The 16,669-nt window shown below is 49.7% G+C and carries 14 protein-coding genes and 2 tRNA genes; 7 read left to right on the top strand and 9 right to left on the bottom strand.

The genetic code is table 11. The annotated features are described in order from the left end of the window. Positions 1–445 precede the first annotated feature (445 nt). Positions 446–520 (top strand) — tRNA-Gly (locus tag DHN43_RS11815). 48 nt (positions 521–568) lie between these two features. After that, positions 569–643: transfer RNA gene (locus tag DHN43_RS11810), tRNA-Gly, on the top strand. Between the two features lie 75 nt (positions 644–718). Here the strand turns inward: DHN43_RS11810 and DHN43_RS27400 are convergent. Next, the gene (locus DHN43_RS27400; RefSeq protein ID WP_108818770.1) at positions 719–1,831 is read right to left on the bottom strand and encodes an FAD-dependent oxidoreductase; all 1,113 of its coding nucleotides are present in this window, start codon (positions 1,829–1,831) and stop codon (positions 719–721) included. A gap of 102 nt (positions 1,832–1,933) precedes the next feature. Here DHN43_RS27400 and DHN43_RS11800 point away from each other — a divergent pair, with 102 nt between their 5' ends. Both DHN43_RS11800 and DHN43_RS11795 read left to right on the top strand, forming a co-directional pair. Next, the gene (locus tag DHN43_RS11800) at positions 1,934–2,413 is read left to right on the top strand and encodes a YchJ family protein (RefSeq protein ID WP_208995249.1); all 480 of its coding nucleotides are present in this window, start codon (positions 1,934–1,936) and stop codon (positions 2,411–2,413) included. 560 nt (positions 2,414–2,973) lie between these two features. After that, entirely contained in the window at positions 2,974–3,402 is a 429-nt protein-coding gene (locus DHN43_RS11795; protein ID WP_108818688.1) for a hypothetical protein, read from the top strand. Positions 3,403–3,479: 77 nt separating this feature from the next. Here the strand turns inward: DHN43_RS11795 and DHN43_RS11790 are convergent, their stop codons facing one another. Next, entirely contained in the window at positions 3,480–3,839 is a 360-nt protein-coding gene (locus DHN43_RS11790; RefSeq protein ID WP_108818687.1) for a TfoX/Sxy family protein, read from the bottom strand. After that, positions 3,829–4,056, bottom strand: a complete 228-nt coding sequence (locus tag DHN43_RS11785; protein ID WP_208995247.1) for a hypothetical protein — start codon at positions 4,054–4,056, stop codon at positions 3,829–3,831. The genes DHN43_RS11790 and DHN43_RS11785 overlap by 11 nt, the downstream gene beginning before the upstream one ends. A gap of 224 nt (positions 4,057–4,280) precedes the next feature. Here DHN43_RS11785 and DHN43_RS11780 point away from each other — a divergent pair, with 224 nt between their 5' ends. Together DHN43_RS11780 and DHN43_RS11775 are read left to right on the top strand one after the other, a co-directional pair. Next, on the top strand, positions 4,281–5,702 hold the full coding sequence (locus DHN43_RS11780; protein WP_108818686.1) for a lipopolysaccharide biosynthesis protein: 1,422 nt from the start codon (positions 4,281–4,283) through the stop codon (positions 5,700–5,702). After that, positions 5,689–6,816, top strand: coding sequence for a GNAT family N-acetyltransferase (locus DHN43_RS11775; protein WP_108818685.1), 1,128 nt, complete (start codon positions 5,689–5,691; stop codon positions 6,814–6,816). The genes DHN43_RS11780 and DHN43_RS11775 overlap by 14 nt, the downstream gene beginning before the upstream one ends. Positions 6,817–6,820: 4 nt before the next feature. On the opposite strand, the gene DHN43_RS11770 is transcribed toward DHN43_RS11775, so the two are convergent. The 6 genes from DHN43_RS11770 to ccrA all read right to left on the bottom strand — a co-directional run bounded on the left by DHN43_RS11770 (position 6,821) and on the right by ccrA (position 14,371). Next, positions 6,821–8,464, bottom strand: a complete 1,644-nt coding sequence (locus DHN43_RS11770) for an AMP-binding protein (RefSeq protein ID WP_108818684.1) — start codon at positions 8,462–8,464, stop codon at positions 6,821–6,823. A 108-nt stretch (positions 8,465–8,572) separates the two neighbouring features. Then, positions 8,573–9,085, bottom strand: coding sequence for a CAP domain-containing protein (locus tag DHN43_RS11765; protein WP_108818683.1), 513 nt, complete (start codon positions 9,083–9,085; stop codon positions 8,573–8,575). 145 nt (positions 9,086–9,230) lie between these two features. Further along, a complete protein-coding gene (locus DHN43_RS11760; protein WP_108818682.1) occupies positions 9,231–10,496 on the bottom strand; it encodes a quaternary amine ABC transporter ATP-binding protein in 1,266 nt (421 codons plus the stop codon). A gap of 11 nt (positions 10,497–10,507) precedes the next feature. After that, entirely contained in the window at positions 10,508–11,365 is an 858-nt protein-coding gene (locus DHN43_RS11755) for an ABC transporter permease (protein WP_057463568.1), read from the bottom strand. A 108-nt stretch (positions 11,366–11,473) separates the two neighbouring features. Further along, positions 11,474–12,499: an ABC transporter substrate-binding protein gene (locus DHN43_RS11750; RefSeq protein WP_108818681.1), complete on the bottom strand. Its 1,026-nt coding sequence runs from the start codon at positions 12,497–12,499 to the stop codon at positions 11,474–11,476. 576 nt (positions 12,500–13,075) lie between these two features. Then, positions 13,076–14,371, bottom strand: a complete 1,296-nt coding sequence (ccrA, locus tag DHN43_RS11745) for a crotonyl-CoA carboxylase/reductase (protein ID WP_057463569.1) — start codon at positions 14,369–14,371, stop codon at positions 13,076–13,078. Between the two features lie 299 nt (positions 14,372–14,670). Between ccrA and DHN43_RS11740 the strand changes: the two genes are divergently transcribed. After that, positions 14,671–16,668 carry a methylmalonyl-CoA mutase family protein gene (locus tag DHN43_RS11740; protein WP_108818680.1) on the top strand — a complete coding sequence of 666 codons (1,998 nt, stop codon included), beginning with the start codon at positions 14,671–14,673 and terminating at the stop codon, positions 16,666–16,668. The last annotated feature ends 1 nt before the right edge of the window (position 16,669 follow it).

Genomic DNA, 16,669 nt, shown 5'->3' with positions numbered 1-16,669 from the left:
AAAACATTCTCTTAGAATATACTAATACACGGCTGCGACATACTGCCCCCAATTACAAATTGTGATCCTGACGACGTCTGGATGTTGTTCTTAGCCACGCTCGCTAATGCTCATTCTGAATGTGACTAAAAAATTCCTGATCTTATTGAGATATATGAGGGAACCTGTTTCTTTTTCATGCAGCCCATCCACGACCTCGGACAAAATCACATAGGTTATTTTACTCGAGTGCAATTATTTCCACAACGATCAAACAACTCTAAAAAACTATCTATCTTGTTGTTATATAATATTTTTTATGAGGCACTTCACGACCTCCACATCCACAAGCTCTGAGAAACCCCACAATGAATTTCAAATTCCTTGTTGCATTCACCCCGAGCTTTTGTCATATAGCTCCCACCTCACCGACGGGGCCGCAACAAACGGCTCTAGCGAAACAGATGCGGGCGTAGCTCAGGGGTAGAGCATAACCTTGCCAAGGTTAGGGTCGTGAGTTCGAATCTCATCGCCCGCTCCAGTTTCTCTAAGAAACTGAGTTTTCGCGAAGTTGGAATTTTTTGGATATGCGGGCGTAGCTCAGGGGTAGAGCATAACCTTGCCAAGGTTAGGGTCGGGCGTTCGAATCGCCTCGCCCGCTCCAAAAAAACAAAACAACCGCCGCAAGGCGGTTTTTTGTTATCTGCACTTCTCCATCCTTTTCAAAGCCTTAAGCAAATTAATCCTCTTCAAGCCAAGGAGGAAATGGTGTGTTCTCAGCAGACATAATGTTCATGAACCGGGCCTGGAAATAATCTGTGCGTCCCAACACCGGTAGAAACTTTTGCCTGAACAGACGGATCGCTGTGTTGTTTGACGCTAAAAACCGTGTGCCAGTATCGACCGTCTTCAAAACCTCCGCGGCAACAGGTCGTCGATCCAACATATATTGATGCGTATGCCCAGTAGAAACTTGCCACGCCAGCCACGCAGCATCCTCAATCCCTAAGTTCATCCCCCTGCCTCCAAAGGGAGAATGCACATGCGCAGCATCTCCCACCAGAAAGACCCGCCCTTTCTGATAGAGATTGGCCAATCGGTGAGAGATCCGGAAAGACGATTTCCAATTGACTTTGATAACTTTCAAAATCGGCGGCATAGTCTCAAGTGGATCAGAGTGATCGGCAACAATGCGCGCCCGTGTCGCAGAAAAGGGAATGACCCCGAAGATATTTGGTGACCTGTCAAACATCGTCGGCCCATCCATCGTCAGCGTCGGTTCCAACTCCACATCTGCCAGCCCCCAATCTTGCGGATACGAACTGCCTGAAAAGGTGAACCCCATTTGCGAACGAACAATTGAGTGTGCACCATCTGCCCCAATCACCATGGGTGGGTGAAGTACCTCTTCGTCACCGCTACTGGTTTGTATAACTGCAGTGACGACCTCATCCTCCTGCTCCAGCTTGACGAGTTCACACTCCCGCTCGACCGGTATTCCCAGCTCTGTCAGATGTCGTTCAAGAACAGTTTCAGTCTCATATTGCGGCAGGGCCAGCATAAAATTAAAAGGCCCATCTAAATCTGATAGATCAACCTCTAAAAGCTCATCACTTGGCCCACGAAAGTGGACATGGTTCATCCGCCATCCCTTTTGCAGCAGTTTGTCTGCCACACCAGATGGCCGCAGGATTTGGAGGGTTCGAGGATTAATGGCAAGGGCACGAGATTGAGCGTGAGGGCGCGAGTTCTTATCAATGATACGAGGCGTAAAGCCGCGTCGCTTCAGCTCAATTGCGGCAGTCAGCCCACTGGGCCCTGCCCCAACAATCAGAATGCATCCTCTTTGCATTGCCATCCTACCGTACACAGGGCTTGTTGTTGCGAGCTTATGCAAAAGACGCTGTTGGAGCGTTGAACCAGTAAGGCGAACTTTAATCACTCTTGGAGGAGCTTGTTTGCCCTTCTTGACCTGGCTTCAAAATTGTCGTTTAGCTGCCTTCCAAGCTCTAAAGGATGGTATTCGATGACAACACCTTGCCCTTGCAAATCAGGAAAAGACTTTGAAATCTGTTGCCAGCCTTTTCTGGAAGGCAAGGCCCTACCCGAGACTGCAGAGCAGCTCATGCGCTCACGTTACAGCGCTTATGCCACAAAAAGCATTGACTACCTGAAAGACACATTGTGGCCCCGCTACCAAAAAACCTTCAGTACAATTGAGGTCGCAGAATATGCTGCCCAAACTCAATGGATAGGGCTTGAGATTCTGGGCACCGATAAGGGGCAGCTAGGTGATGCAAAAGGTAGCGTCCTCTTCTGCGCCAAATACCTTGCCCATGGCCAAGTCGGAGAACAGAGAGAATTGAGCCTCTTCAAAAAACGCAAGGGCCGCTGGTATTATGTTGAACCGATGGAAGATGGCAGCCGCCTCTAAACCTCACAGCCTGATCCAAAATCGACTGAGCGTAAAAACAGTCTTGCTGCGAGAGCAACAGTCAACTTCTCTGCGCCTTCCATCAGTAACGACCATATCACAATGCAGATAAGGCTTTACCTCCCCCTACAAGCAAGTTCCGATCCTCACCCAGGTCAGCAAACTTCTCCGTGAAAGTCTAAAAACAGAGATCTCAGACTTATCATTTACCGACTACATACAAGCCATTTTCAGCTCATCATACCAATGACTGAACCTAAACTGAGGCTTACCAAGATATTCTGCATCAGCTAGCAGCATAAGATGCCAACACTAGAAAACATCGTTTCCATATATTTTTGGTATGTCAGCACGAGTTTCCCACACCTTTAGGTTGCTTCATTAACAACCACATTCCGCAGGGAAAAACGCCTTTGCGTAACGGGTTAGCGGAACGCCGACAAGGTTCAGACAAGTCTCGTTACATCCAAACTTATTAAAATTAGAAAAAAAACTATTTCAAACTATCGGTACATATGTGTATGTCACACAAATATGGGTATCGATCAGGAAATATCTAAATGAACGTAGTTCACGCAAACAGAATGGAGTTTATGAAGTGGAGATCACTAATACAAAACACGCCTAATACTGTAGGGTCCGGATGTGAAATTTATGAATCTACTAAGGAGCTACACTTAAACGATGGATCTTTAGTCCTAATTAGCAAGCCCAATCAAGATTGCACAACACTATTACAAAGTTTTTCTAAAAAAAACCTATCAGAAATCCAGTACTTACAGTTCCGCGCCTACAAACTCGTTGAACCTGGCTTTGCAGGACGGCGATATTGGGCTGTTAAAGTCATCGCAGGAAAGCACCCTAAGAACCCTGGGTTACGGTTGTTGGTCGTTGGCTGGATCAAGGGCACAACCATGAAACGAGCCTTCAACGAAATCAAAAAAGTACTAAAAGGCGACGCCCAAATTTGCGAAGACCCGCGTCTATAAGAACAGCAACCGACAAAGCTGTGACGCTCATATGAAGGCGCTGACATTGAAGGCGATCAGATTATGATCAACCTGCGTCAGCCTTTTCCTTTCAACTGTTTGGCTGGCAGCCCAGCGACAAAACTCATACTGAGCGAAATCCACTCTCTAAGCGCCGCCTGATCACACACCTCAGCAGCCACAAACACCAATCCTCCCATTCGGCGACCACCAAGCTCAACAATCTCAGCCCCCTCTCGGCCGAGCGCTTCCACTTCATTGTCTTTTCCAACACGAAACATAAAGCGAGCCTCTTCACTCTTTATACGGTGCGCCCCGGCCAGCATGTTTCCATCCAGAAAAAAGCACAGCCCACCCATCATCCGCTTCTCCGAAATCCCCATAATACCTTCCAACTCCTCACGAAGCCGATCACCAAGTTCCTCATCATAAGCCACTAGAGCACCCTTCCAGCGTGATTGTCTTAGCCATTTTACAGACTAATACAGTCAGCACCTCACCAAGAGGAGCCGGTCCCTGCTCAGTTTGGGCGGATGCAGGGACCGGCGCAAGCTGCACGGCAGAAGGGAGGCGTCCCTCTAACACCGCGAGGCGGTGGCGCAGCTCTGCAATTTGCGATGTTTTCGCGTTCATATCATTCTCGGTAAATTTCATTTTGTTCTCTATATGTTCTCATATTGATTCCGTCAAATCGCACAGGAGTCAAGCATCAAAAACTGCGAGAGTATCAAAACAAAAGCTTCAGAGCCTTCAAGGTCCAGCTAAGCCTCTGTTTTAACTCAAGGACCAATCAACACGACAACGCCACAGAACAGCATTCTGAAAATATTAATTTTCATACTAGTAATAATTGACCAGAAATAATTAAGGCGTATCGCGTGCAAGAACTCCTCCTCAAATGGTCAGCAGTGCTATTACCTCGCAGCACTCATGCAAAACTGCTGCCGCTTCTTGGAAAAATACTCAGCACTCTCTTCAGCAAAGGCGAGGCTGGAGGAGCGCGACGCTCAGCATTGATCGTTTTTGCCTTACGCATCGGGAGCGCAGCACTCGCCTACATCATGCAGGTCTTTCTGGCTCGTTGGATGGGCGCTTCTGAATACGGCATCTTCATTGTTGTCTGGACGGTCATCATCATACTGAGCGTATTTTCAGGACTTGGGTTTTCTGTCTCCCTTCTCCGCTTCATTCCAGAATATCTGGAGAAGAAGCAACACGAGCTTCTCAACGGCTTGCTCTTCAGCGCTCGGTTCCTTGTATTGCTCAGCTCAACAACCATTGCAGTAATCGGTGTAGCCATTGCCTGGACCTTTTCTGATTTCATTAGCAATGCATACATCCTGCCGCTTTATCTCATCGCAATCTGCCTGCCCATGCACACCTACACCGGTATGCTGGAAGGCATTGCCCGTGCGCAAGACTGGCAACTCAAAGCAATGCTGCCAGATTTTATTGGCCGCCCTCTTTTAGTGCTCGCATTCATGTTGATCGCGCTGTTGCTGGGCTATCCGCCAACAGCTATCACAGCTTGCATCGTCACCATCGCAGCCGTCTGGACCATCACCTTCTTTCAGACGATCATGATGGAAGTCTCGCTGCGAAAAGTCCAGCACCCTGCTCCACGTAGACTTCAGATAAAGTCATGGCTGCTTGTATCGGTTCCCATGCTGGCAGTTGATGGCTTCTTCCAGCTCATCACCAGCTCTGATGTCATCTTAATCGGCCTCTGGCTCCCACCAGATCAAGTCGGCATTTATTTCGCAGCATCACGCACCCTCGCACTGATGCATTTTGTTTATTACGCAGTACGCGCAGCAAGCGCACCGCGCATGGCACGTCTTTATCACTCTGGTGACCGAGATGGCCTCAAGGATTTCGTGACAAGCGCTGCCAAAATGACCTTCTGGCCAACACTACTCATGGGCGGCTTTGTCATGGCAGTCGGACCATTCCTCCTCTCCCTGTTTGGAGAGGATTTTGCTCAAGGCACACCAATCCTCTACATCCTTGTTATTGGTGTATTAGCCCGTGCATCCGTTGGTCCGGTTGACGCATTACTGACCCTCTCAGGGCACCAAAACACCTGCGCCAAGATCTATGCCAGTGTCTTTGTCGTAAACCTCATTCTCAACACGGCACTTATTCCAGTATTCGGCCTGTATGGAGCCGCTTTGGCGACGACATCCGTCATCTTTTTTGAAGCATGCATTCTTTACCGCAGCGCCTACAAACGCCTTGGCCTGCACACATTCATATTGCCATTGAAGAGACGGGAAACTCCAGTCAATGAAGCAGGATAGCACCACGATTAAACTGCTGACACCCGGCAAAGACAAAACAGCTGAACAGCTGTGGCGACAACTGTCTCAACAGGCACTGGAGCCCAACCCGTTCTTCTCCAGCAGTTTCGTCAGTGCATTCAACGCACACAAGGCAAACGGCTCAATCAAGCTGTTATTGGCACTCGATCCTTCCGGCACAAAAGCGCACGCGGCACTGCCCGTCGTAATGGTAAGGCGTGGCCTCCTCTTCAAACTACCAAGCACATTAGCTGGTGATTATGGCCCACTCGGCACCCTGCTGATTTCTGAGGAAGCGACGCCAGCGGTACTCAACAAACTGCTGGAAACTGCCTGCAACTTAAGCTGGACTAAAACACTAATCCTCCCTTTCCATGGAGCCGGCGGCCCCGTCTATAAGTGTCTGAAGAGCGTACTTTCAGCACACGGATGGAAGTATCAGGTTTCCTCAAAGGAAGATCGCGCCTTCCAGCTATCTGGCAGAGAAGGTCGCGCCGACTTTGACGCCCTCAAAAAACGGTCCTCATGGAAAGGTGCCTTTAAAAACCAGCGCCGGCTAGAGAAGGAAGGATCGCTTTCCTTTAGTATGCTGGAAACCTCAAAGGACATTCAGGCAGGCCTTGAAGACTTTCTGAAACTCGAGGCAGTTGGCTGGAAAGGCAAGCAAGGCACCGCGCTCCTTTCCAGAGCACCTGATGCCGCTTTCACGCGTGAGCTGGTATCAAAGTCAGGCGAAGCAGATAACATTCGTATTGGTCAGTTACGGCTCGACGACAAGTTGATTGCGGCCAACATCCTGCTCCGCGAGCAAGGCCGCATATTTGGCTGGAAAACAACCTTCGACGAGAGTCTCGCAAAATTCTCCCCCGGTCAGCTTCTCATCTATTTCAGCACCCAAAAACTCCTCGAAGACCCTGAGTTCTCAGGTGCCGATTCCCTCTCGACACCAGACAATCAGATGGCAAACAAGGCCTGGACCTCAAGGTTCTCATATGCCACGGTTTTTATTGGTAAAGGTCCAATAGCACGCTTTGCAATGTGGGAGGCACAAGCAGGTGCTCGTGCAAAGTCGGCATTAAAGAGCAAAATAAAGAAATTGCTTGGTCGAAAATAGCAATCTAACTTTCAACCAACTCAGCTTCTTCCTGCGCTCTACTCCGTAAAATCCGGCGAATAACCTTGCCGCTGGTCGTCAAAGGCATTTCAGAGACAAACTCGATTTCCCGTGGATATTCATGAGCAGAAAGACTCACGCGCACATATTGGCGAATATCATCAACCAAACCCTCACTTGGTTCGAAGCCATCTTTCAGCACAACATAAGCCTTTACGATCTCCGTCCGCACCGGATCAGGTTTGCCGACCACAGCAGCCAATCCAACCGCCTCATGCTTGATCAAACAATCCTCAATCTCAGTTGGCCCAATGCGATAACCAGCTGAAGTAATGACATCATCATTGCGACCGACGAAGTGGACATATCCATCCATATCAACAACACCTTGGTCACCTGTCAGCATCCAATCACCAAGGAATTTGCTCTGATCTGCCTCTGGCTTCTGCCAATACCCCAGGAACATAACAGGCGTACCACGACGAACTGCAATCTCGCCTTGCTCTTCTGGTTCGCAAACAGATCCATCTGGTCGGATAACAGCAACGTCATGCCCAGGTACAGCTTTGCCAATTGCCCCGGCACGGGAAACTCCCATCCCTGCTCCTGACCCGAGCACGAGATTACATTCCGTCTGTCCATACATCTCGTTTGGCGCAACACCGAGCGCTTCGTGGCACCAGGCAAATGCTTCACGCCCCAATGCCTCTCCCGCTGAGCAAACAGAGCGCAGCCGAAGTTTTTCAGAATACTTACGATGATCAACACTGCGCATCATCTTGAGTGCGGTGGGCGGAATGAACGCGTTGCGAACACCATGCCGAGCCATCAAGTCAAATGCACCTTCCGGATCAAACTTGTCGATCCGGGCAGTCACCACAGGCACCCCAAACTTCAGCGAAGGCAGCAGTGCATTTAGCAAGCCACCCGCCCAGGCCCAGTCAGCTGGAGTCCAGAACACATCCCCAGCCTGTGGCAACATCTCATGTGCCATTTGAATGCCCGGCAAATGCCCAAGCAACACACGGTGCGCCAGCAGTGCGCCTTTGGGCTGCCCTGTTGTGCCTGAGGTATAAATCATCAAAGCTGGATCATCAGGGCCTGTCGCATAGCTCTCAAAGCTGTCAGAGCCTTGCTCAAGCAAGTTCCAGAAGCCAAGAGCTCCATTTTCTGCACCATCGACACAGATAACATGCTCAAGAAGCGGAAGTTGCTCACGAAGTGCAGAAAGTTTCTCAAGTCCAGCCTGATTGGTAATCACCACTTTCGCACCAGCGTCCTCCAGCCGGTATCGTAGCGCATCTGGACCAAACAAAGCAGCCAATGGAACTGCGATAGCTCCGAGTCGATAAATCGCGAGATGAGAGATGGCAGTTTCAGGCGCTTGAGGCAACAACAATGCCACACGATCGCGCGGAGCTACACCTAAAGACTGCAGCGAGTTTGCAAGCTGGCAGGAATGTCCTTTGAGCTGCCAATAGCTCCACGCTTCAACATCGCCGGAAGACAGCACATGCAGCAAAGCTGTGCGCTTAGGCTCAATATCCGCCCAACGATCACAAGCATCATGCGCAATGTTATAGCGCGCAGGAATAGTCCAGCGAAACTCAGCTCGCAATTCCTCGTATGAAGTCAGTGGTGGCAGCACACCAGAAATCCCCTAAACCCAAATTCATTAGTGAAGAGAGTTTATCGCTGCAGCGCACAACGAGATACTGGCCTTTGGTCGCTCTTTTAGCCTCCAAAGGAAAGTGGGTTAACGCGGTCCAGCTACAACAAGGCTCCAGAAAACCTTGTATTTTGAACGAGGCGCATAAGCCGTTGCAACACCAATACGCGTTCCATTTGCATCCAGCATCACTGCATTATGTTTTGGCGAGTCACGCCAGCCAGAAAAGGCTTCGGCCCATCGGCGATAACCAGCGCTGAGATTGCCCACCGCATGAGCATCACCTTGCCCGGCCCCCTTCATCAAGACGGCGAGCTTAAGATCGCCCTTGCGCGCAACGTTAACATCCTCTGCACGAGCCATTCCATCTGCCTGTGCCTGAGCAACACGCATCAAAGCTGGATCAACCGTAACCGGCGATAAATCAGACTGAGAACGATAGCTGGAGATCATTGAAGCCACAACACTCGCATCAATCTGCGCAGAGTGGCTCTCTAAGTTCTGATAGTAGCTTGGCGTTTCATCAGGGCTGACACAACCAGTGAGCATCAGTCCAACAGCAAGAACCAGAGCAATACTCCCACCACGAAACGTCTTCATACAAAATCACTTTTCGGCAAATTTCGAATCTCTCGGACACACTACCGACTAAATGAGGCAAACCAAGCTCAAACTAAAAGCACACGTATAAGTGAATTAAAAAAGGCCGGACAAAGCCGGCCTTTCAAACTTCTTGGTAAGAACGTTAGGACGCTTCTTTCAAAGCATGAGGCTTGGCTGTTTCAGCCGTCTCATTCTTCTCTTCAGCACCTTCAGTCTCAGCATCGGTTTGCTCTTCTGGAGGCGTCAGCACGCTACCCATCTCCTCTGGGCTCAACACGCCCATGAGATGTCCATCCTCGCAAACAACTGGAACTGGATAATCTGCTTCCAATGTTGTTGGAAGTGCTTCTTCCAAAGTGCTTTCCAGCTCCACTGCGTTGCTGTCATCAGCAAAAGCATAAAGGGATGGACTATCACCCGGTTTAGCAACTTCCTCAGCAAGGCCTTCTTGCGTAACAATGCCACGGAACTCTTTGTCTTCAACCACATAACCGAAATCTTCGTCATGTCGACGCATATCAGCCAGCGCTTTTTCCATGTTGTCATGGGTAATACGCACAGCAGGTGGCTGCATAACGGTATCAACGGTCAACACGCGAGCACGGTTCACATCACGCACAAACGCCCGCACATAATCATCAGCTGGTTCAAGCAGAATTTCTGGCGGCGTACCGACTTGTGACAGAACACCATCCTTAAGGATCGCAATCTTGTCACCAATACGCAAAGCTTCATCCAGATCATGCGTGATGAACACGATAGTCTTATGTAGCTTCTCTTGCAGTTCAACCAATTGATCCTGCATCTGAGAGCGGATCAACGGATCAAGTGCAGAAAACGCCTCATCCATCAGCAAAATGTCAGCATCCGTTGCAAGCGCACGGGCAAGACCAACACGCTGCTGCATGCCGCCGGAAAGCTGACTTGGGTACTGATGTTCAAAACCACCAAGCCCAACCGTTTCAATCCACTCACGCGCTGTGGTTTCACGGTCTGCTTTTGTAATGCCCTGCACTTCAAGACCGTAAGCAACATTCTGCAGTACTGTCCGATGCGGCATCAGGCCAAAACGTTGAAACACCATCGACATACGATGACGGCGGAAGTCTTCCAGCTCTTTATCAGAAAGAGCCATAACATCCTCTCCATCAACCAGAATGTGCCCGTCTGTTGGGTCAATCAAGCGGTTGAAGTGACGAATAAGCGTAGACTTACCAGAACCGGAAAGGCCCATGATCACAAAGATCTCACCCTTCTCGATGCTAAGGGAGACATCATGCAGGCCAAGTGTATGGTCAGTTTCAGCAAGCAGCTGATCTTTGCCCATACCATTTTTGACCTTGGCAAGCTCCTTGTCAGGCGCCTTGCCAAAAATCTTGGTAATGTTTTGTACTTCGATCAATGCCATGTGTTAGCGCCTCACCCTGTTACCTTGCGATGCGCCTGCATCCGTTGTCCGGCTGATTGTGTGATACGGTCAAACACAACGGCAAGAACAACAATCGCTAAGCCGCCGAGCAAACCTTGTCCTGCATCATTACGCTGCAACCCAAGCAGAACGGTTTCACCCACGCCGCGAGCACCAATCATGGACGCAATCACCACCATAGCCAACGCCATCATCATAGTCTGGTTAATACCCTGCATGATGGAAGGGAGCGCAAGTGGGATTTGAACGCCCTTAAGGATCTGCCAGCGCGTTGCACCAAAGGCCCGGCTGGCCTCAACAACCTCTTCATCCACATAACGGATGCCAAGATCCGTCAGACGAATGAGCGGTGGTGCAGCATAAATCACAGTAGCCAGAATAGCTGGCACCTTACCCAGACCAAACAGCATGGCCGCAGGAATAAGATAAACGAAACTTGGAATGGTCTGCATCAAGTCCAAGACCGGATTGAGCAAAGCTCTGAAGCGGTTTGAACGAGCAGAGATAACGCCAAGCGGCACGCCAATCACAACGGAAATCAGCACAGCGACAAGCAAGATCGCCACTGTTTGCATAGACTTTTCCCAAAGCCCCAATGTACCGATGAACCACATTGCACCTACCATCACCAGGCTAAGCCCCCAACGGCGGCTCGCAGCAAAGGTAATCAGGCCGATGCAGATCAAGATCACGATAGGATCTGCGCCACGGAGAAGTCGCTCTAACCGCACCAGCAAAAATAGGATGGAGTTGGAAAAGGCCTCAAATCCATCGCCGTAATTCACGACGAGAAAATCAACCAGATCGTTTGTGGAAGTCCGGATAGGTTTCCCAAAGTTGGGAAACACGTCGAAAGCCATGTGATCCTCTTATTCTTCTTAGCAAGGATCACGGAAACAAGTTCCGTGATCGCTTTTCATTCGCTAATTTTCAAAAACAGTCAGCTGTCTTTGATATTACAGAGCAGATTTCACACGCTCAGCGACATCAGCTGGAACCCAACCGGTCCAGAGTTCTTCGTTGTTTTTCAGGAACTCAGCAGCAGCATCATCTGTGGTTCCTCCAGTGTCCTGCATGTAAGCAAGAGCTTTGGAAACGTCATTACTGGTGGTTTCATAAGCAGTCAGGAACTCAACCAGTTTAGGCGCAGAAGTATGGAACTCTGTGTTCACGAAGACGTGCGTCGCAGACAGAGGATACGCAACCGCCTCGGTCACTTTGGATGGATCTGTCTCTGCAGACAGCTTGTCCCAGGCTTCTTTGCTGTAGGCAGGCTCTTCCAGCTGGATCAGATCATCAGCGACTTTACCCATGACCCAGGTTGGACCCCAGTAATAAAATACGATTGGCTTTTTACGACGAATGTTAGATTCAATCGCAGCAGACAGTGCAGCACCTGTACCAGGGCGGAAGTTCACAAAGCTATCAAGCAAGCCATAAGCGTTGAGCTTCTTAGAGTTGATGACCTCACAGCCCCAACCAGCGATACAGTTGTAGAAGCGACCTTTTTCTGGCTCTTCCGGATCAGAAAACACGTCTTTGTACTTTGGCAGGTCAGATACAGACTTCAGACCTTTTGCAGGCGCATCATCGCCTTCAACCAGGTATTTTGGAATAAACCAAGCCTGTGTCGCATCAGGGAAGTTCACACCAAGATCAACAAACTGGTTCTTCGCTTTGCCTTCAGCAAGAGCTTCAGTCACGTTGTCTGGCCAGATTTCCATGGTCACGTCGATATCACCACGCGCCATACCGTTCAGAAGCGGAATAGTGGAGCCTGGGATGACATCCGTTTCACAGCCGTACCCTTTTTCAGCAATGAACTGAGCTACAGAATTGTGAAAAGCATTGGAGTCCCAATCCAAACCAGCAAACACGATAGGACGGTCAACTTCACAAACAGGATCTGCAGCTTCTGCTGTAGACACAGCAAAAGGGAATGCAACTACGCACGCAGCGAGAGCAGATTTAAAATTCAACACGGATGCCTCCAAACAACCAAAACATACTTTTTGTTCGGTCAGAGAGAAAAGCCGCCAAGGACAGCTTGTCGTTCTGGCCGTAATGCTAAGTCAAAAACTCAGCAATTGCAGGACACACTAGGTTGAGCGCATCAACTGCACCGTTAAAAATAGATATATTCAATTTTCTGTCAACTTAGACATCTGCTCAAGATATTTTTTTAAAATAAATATAAAAAGATATACTTCGTGAATACACTGAATATGAAGTTATAAAGCTTTCATAACTCCCTAGTACCACCATTTAAAACGCAAAATAAGAGAAAAAAAATTTACTGAAGCAAAACGACTATTTTAAACTTTCTTTTACAGGTAATCCCCACGGAAAATTCAGGTAATGTCACAGTAAATTGAAATAAAAAAATCACGTCAAATGATGTCGAATAATCACGTAGATTACAAAAAGAAAAGCGCAGAGAAAATCTGCGCTCATTTAATAATATTGAATCATCGTTCAATAAAAAAATATAAGTGAGAAACTTAAGGAAATTGGGAAGTTGGCCGCATAAAAGCGCCAACTTCCTTTCGTGAGCCTACTTAGTTTTCAGTGGCTTCAATAACATCCTCAAGGGAGCGTAAACCAGTCTTTGGTGCACACACCAAAACAGCCATGTTTCCCGGGGCATGTTGGTTCTTCCACATCTTCATATGAGCCTGTGGAATCTGATCCCATGAGAACACTTCACTCATGCAAGGGTCGATACGACGATCAATCACGAACTTATTCGCCTCACTCGCCTGCTTCAGATGCGCAAAATGCGAACCCTGAATACGCTTCTGACGCATCCAGACATAGCGTGCATCCATGGTCAGGTTGAAGCCGGAGGTACCCGCACAAAACACAACCATACCGCCACGTTTGGCAACCAGTGTTGATACTGGGAACGTTGCTTCACCTGGGTGCTCAAACACCATATCAACGTCATTACCCTTACCGGTAATGTTCCAGATCGCCTTACCAAACTTACGCGCTTCCTTGGTCCACGTATCATACTCAGGCGAGTTCACCTTCGGCAGCTGGCCCCAACAATCGAAGTCTTTTCGATTGATGACGGCCTTCGCCCCAAGCGACATCACGTATTCGCGTTTACTCTCATCTGAAATAACGCCAATCGCATTCGCTCCGGCAGCAGCAATCAGCTGAACCCCAAACACGCCAAGACCGCCAGAAGCCCCCCAAACCAGAACATTTTGACCTGGCTTCAAATCATGCGGCGCATGACCGAACAGCATACGGAATGCAGTCGCCAGTGTAAGCGTGTAGCAAGCGCTCTCTTCCCAAGTCAGGTGCTTGGGACGCGCCATCAGCTGCTGAGATTGAACACGAGCGAACTGCGCAAATGACCCGTCAGGTGTCTCATAACCCCAAATCCGTTGGGAGTTAGAGAACATCGGATCACCACCGTTACACTCCTCATCATCCCCGTCATCCTGGTTACAGTGAACGACAACTTCGTCGCCTACTTTCCAGCGAGTAACTTTGGAACCAACCGCCCAAACAATACCGGAGGCATCAGAGCCAGCGATATGATAGGGCTGCTTATGAACCTTAAAAACGGAAATCGGCTCGCCAAGGGCAGCCCAAACGCCGTTGTAGTTCACGCCTGCTGCCATAACCAGAATGAGCACTTCATGGCTATCCAACTCCCACGTTGGCACCACTTCCTTGACCATCGCTGTATCAGGGGAACCATGGCGCTCTTGGCGAATGGTCCACGCCCACATGTTCTTAGGAACATGTCCCAGCGGTGGAATCTCACCAATCTCATATAGGTCCTTGAACTCAGAGCCACCCTCTGACCCAGCTTCGACAACCCGTGCAACGGAACTCATGATATTCTCCTCCAAGTTTGCGTTGCGCCCTTCCCTCATGAGAGTGAAAGCAAGTCCTCTGCTAACGCTTCCAATCCACTATTTGCTGCAACGCAAAACAATACAACCTGTCAATATCGGCTATTTGAGAATTATCATTACAAAGAACTCATAAAATATATACAACTATTGCTTAACTTGCGAAGAATACTTCTTCTAATGTTGCATTGCACCAACCACTAAAACCTATGCAAAGGTGTAGGCAGAATTGAGATCTTGTCCCTTATAAAATGCTGGGAGGATCAGGGAGGCAATAGACTATGAGTACCGGTTCACCTAAAGGCGCAACAAAAGACCGTCCGTGGATGTTCCGCACATATGCAGGACACTCCAACGCTGCAGACAGCAACCGGCTCTACCGTACGAACCTCTCAAAGGGTCAGACGGGCCTTTCTGTCGCGTTCGATCTTCCAACTCAGACAGGATACGACCCGGACCATCCGCTCTCTCGCGGTGAGGTTGGCAAGGTTGGTGTACCCATCTCTCATCTGGGAGACATGCGCACCCTCTTCAACGAGATCCCGCTAGAGCGCATGAACACCTCCATGACGATCAACGCAACAGCCCCTTGGCTGCTTGCGCTCTATGTGGCTGCTGCTGATGAGCAAGGAGCTAACCGCTCTCTGCTGGCCGGCACCACGCAGAATGATCTGATCAAGGAATACCTGTCCCGCGGCACCTATGTCTTCCCGCCGGCCCCATCCATGCGCCTCACAACAGATGTGATTTCATGGACTTACACGAACATGCCCAAATGGAACCCGATGAACGTGTGTTCCTACCATCTGCAGGAAGCAGGCGCGACACCAGTACAGGAACTCTCCTTCGCGCTCGCCACCGCAATCGCAATTCTGGACAATGTTCGTGCTTCTGGTGTCATCTCTGAAAGCGATTTCCCTAAACTCGTGGGCCGGATTTCCTTCTTCGTAAATGCAGGCATGCGCTTCATCACTGAGATGTGCAAAATGCGGGCGTTTACAGAGCTTTGGGACGAAATCTGCCGCGAACGCTATGGCGTTGAAGAAGAGCGCTACCGCCGCTTCCGCTATGGCGTTCAGGTCAATTCCCTCGGCTTGACGGAGCAGCAGCCCGAAAACAACGTTTACCGAATTCTCGTTGAGATGCTGGCTGTTGTTCTCTCTAAAAACGCACGCGCTCGTGCAGTTCAGCTCCCCGCTTGGAACGAAGCTCTTGGCCTGCCACGCCCGTTTGACCAGCAATGGTCCTTGCGCATGCAGCAGATCATGGCCTATGAGACGGACTTGCTGGAATATGCCGATATCTTCGATGGTTCCAAAGAGATTGAAACCAAGGTCGAGCTACTCAAAGAGCAAGCACGAGAAGAACTAGCGCGTATTGCAGAAATGGGTGGAGCAGTCGCAGCCGTTGAATCCAGTTACATGAAGCAAAAGCTCGTGGAGTCCAACTCCAAACGTTTGGCAGGCATTGAATCTGGCGATCAGATCGTCGTCGGCGTCAACAAATGGACCGAAACCGAACCATCTCCACTGGCATCAGATGAAGACGGCGGCATCCTCACGGTTCCTGAGCATGTGGAAGAAGAAGCAATCCAACGCATTCAGGCCTGGCGGGCTGAACGTGACGAGAATGCAGTTAAATCCGCTCTGCAGGAGCTCCGCGCTTCAGCTTCTTCTGACAACAACATTATGGAAGCATCCATCAAAGCAGCTCAGGCAGGTGCAACCACAGGAGAATGGGGCGCAGCCCTGCGTGAAGTCTTCGGCGAATATCGTGCCCCAACTGGCGTCGGTAAAGCAGCACCGGATGACAACGAGAGCCTCACAGGTGTGCAGCAAAAAGTCTCCGAGCTTTCAGAGAAACTAGGTCGACGCCTTAAATTCCTCGTTGGCAAACCGGGGCTGGATGGCCACTCCAACGGCGCCGAGCAGATTGCAGTGCGTGCCCGTGATTGCGGCATGGAAGTCGTTTACGAAGGCATCCGCCTGACACCCGCCCAAATCGTCAACGCTGCCCTTGAAGAAGGCGTCCACGTCATCGGCCTGTCGATCTTGTCTGGCTCACATCTGGCACTGGTCCATGATGTGCTCGACAAAATGAAAGAAAACGGCTTGGACGACATCCCGATTATTATTGGTGGCATTATTCCGTCAGAGGATGCCAAAGAACTGAAAAAAGCGGGTGTTGCAGCCGTTTACACACCGAAGGACTTCCACCTGACAGAAATCATGTCAGACATCGTCCGCATCGTGGATGAGCAAGTCAACGAGACGGTCTAAG

This window comes from Pseudovibrio sp. Alg231-02 (assembly GCF_900143565.1).
GTDB lineage: Bacteria > Pseudomonadota > Alphaproteobacteria > Rhizobiales > Stappiaceae > Pseudovibrio.
Note: the sequence above shows the minus strand (reverse complement) of the source record. Positions and strands in the feature narration are given on the sequence as shown.

Bases quoted from the DNA above. Each gene is read 5' to 3' on its own strand.
- DHN43_RS27400 (WP_108818770.1), bottom strand. From the start codon at position 1,831: ATGCAAAGAGGATGCATTCTGATTGTTGGGGCAGGGCCCAGTGGGCTG.
- DHN43_RS11795 (WP_108818688.1), top strand. From the start codon at position 2,974: ATGAACGTAGTTCACGCAAACAGAATGGAGTTTATGAAGTGGAGATCA.
- DHN43_RS11785 (WP_208995247.1), bottom strand. From the start codon at position 4,056: ATGAAATTTACCGAGAATGATATGAACGCGAAAACATCGCAAATTGCA.
- DHN43_RS11775 (WP_108818685.1), top strand. From the start codon at position 5,689: ATGAAGCAGGATAGCACCACGATTAAACTGCTGACACCCGGCAAAGAC.
- DHN43_RS11765 (WP_108818683.1), bottom strand. From the start codon at position 9,085: ATGAAGACGTTTCGTGGTGGGAGTATTGCTCTGGTTCTTGCTGTTGGA.
- DHN43_RS11760 (WP_108818682.1), bottom strand. From the start codon at position 10,496: ATGGCATTGATCGAAGTACAAAACATTACCAAGATTTTTGGCAAGGCG.
- ccrA (WP_057463569.1), bottom strand. From the start codon at position 14,371: ATGAGTTCCGTTGCACGGGTTGTCGAAGCTGGGTCAGAGGGTGGCTCT.
- DHN43_RS11740 (WP_108818680.1), top strand. From the start codon at position 14,671: ATGAGTACCGGTTCACCTAAAGGCGCAACAAAAGACCGTCCGTGGATG.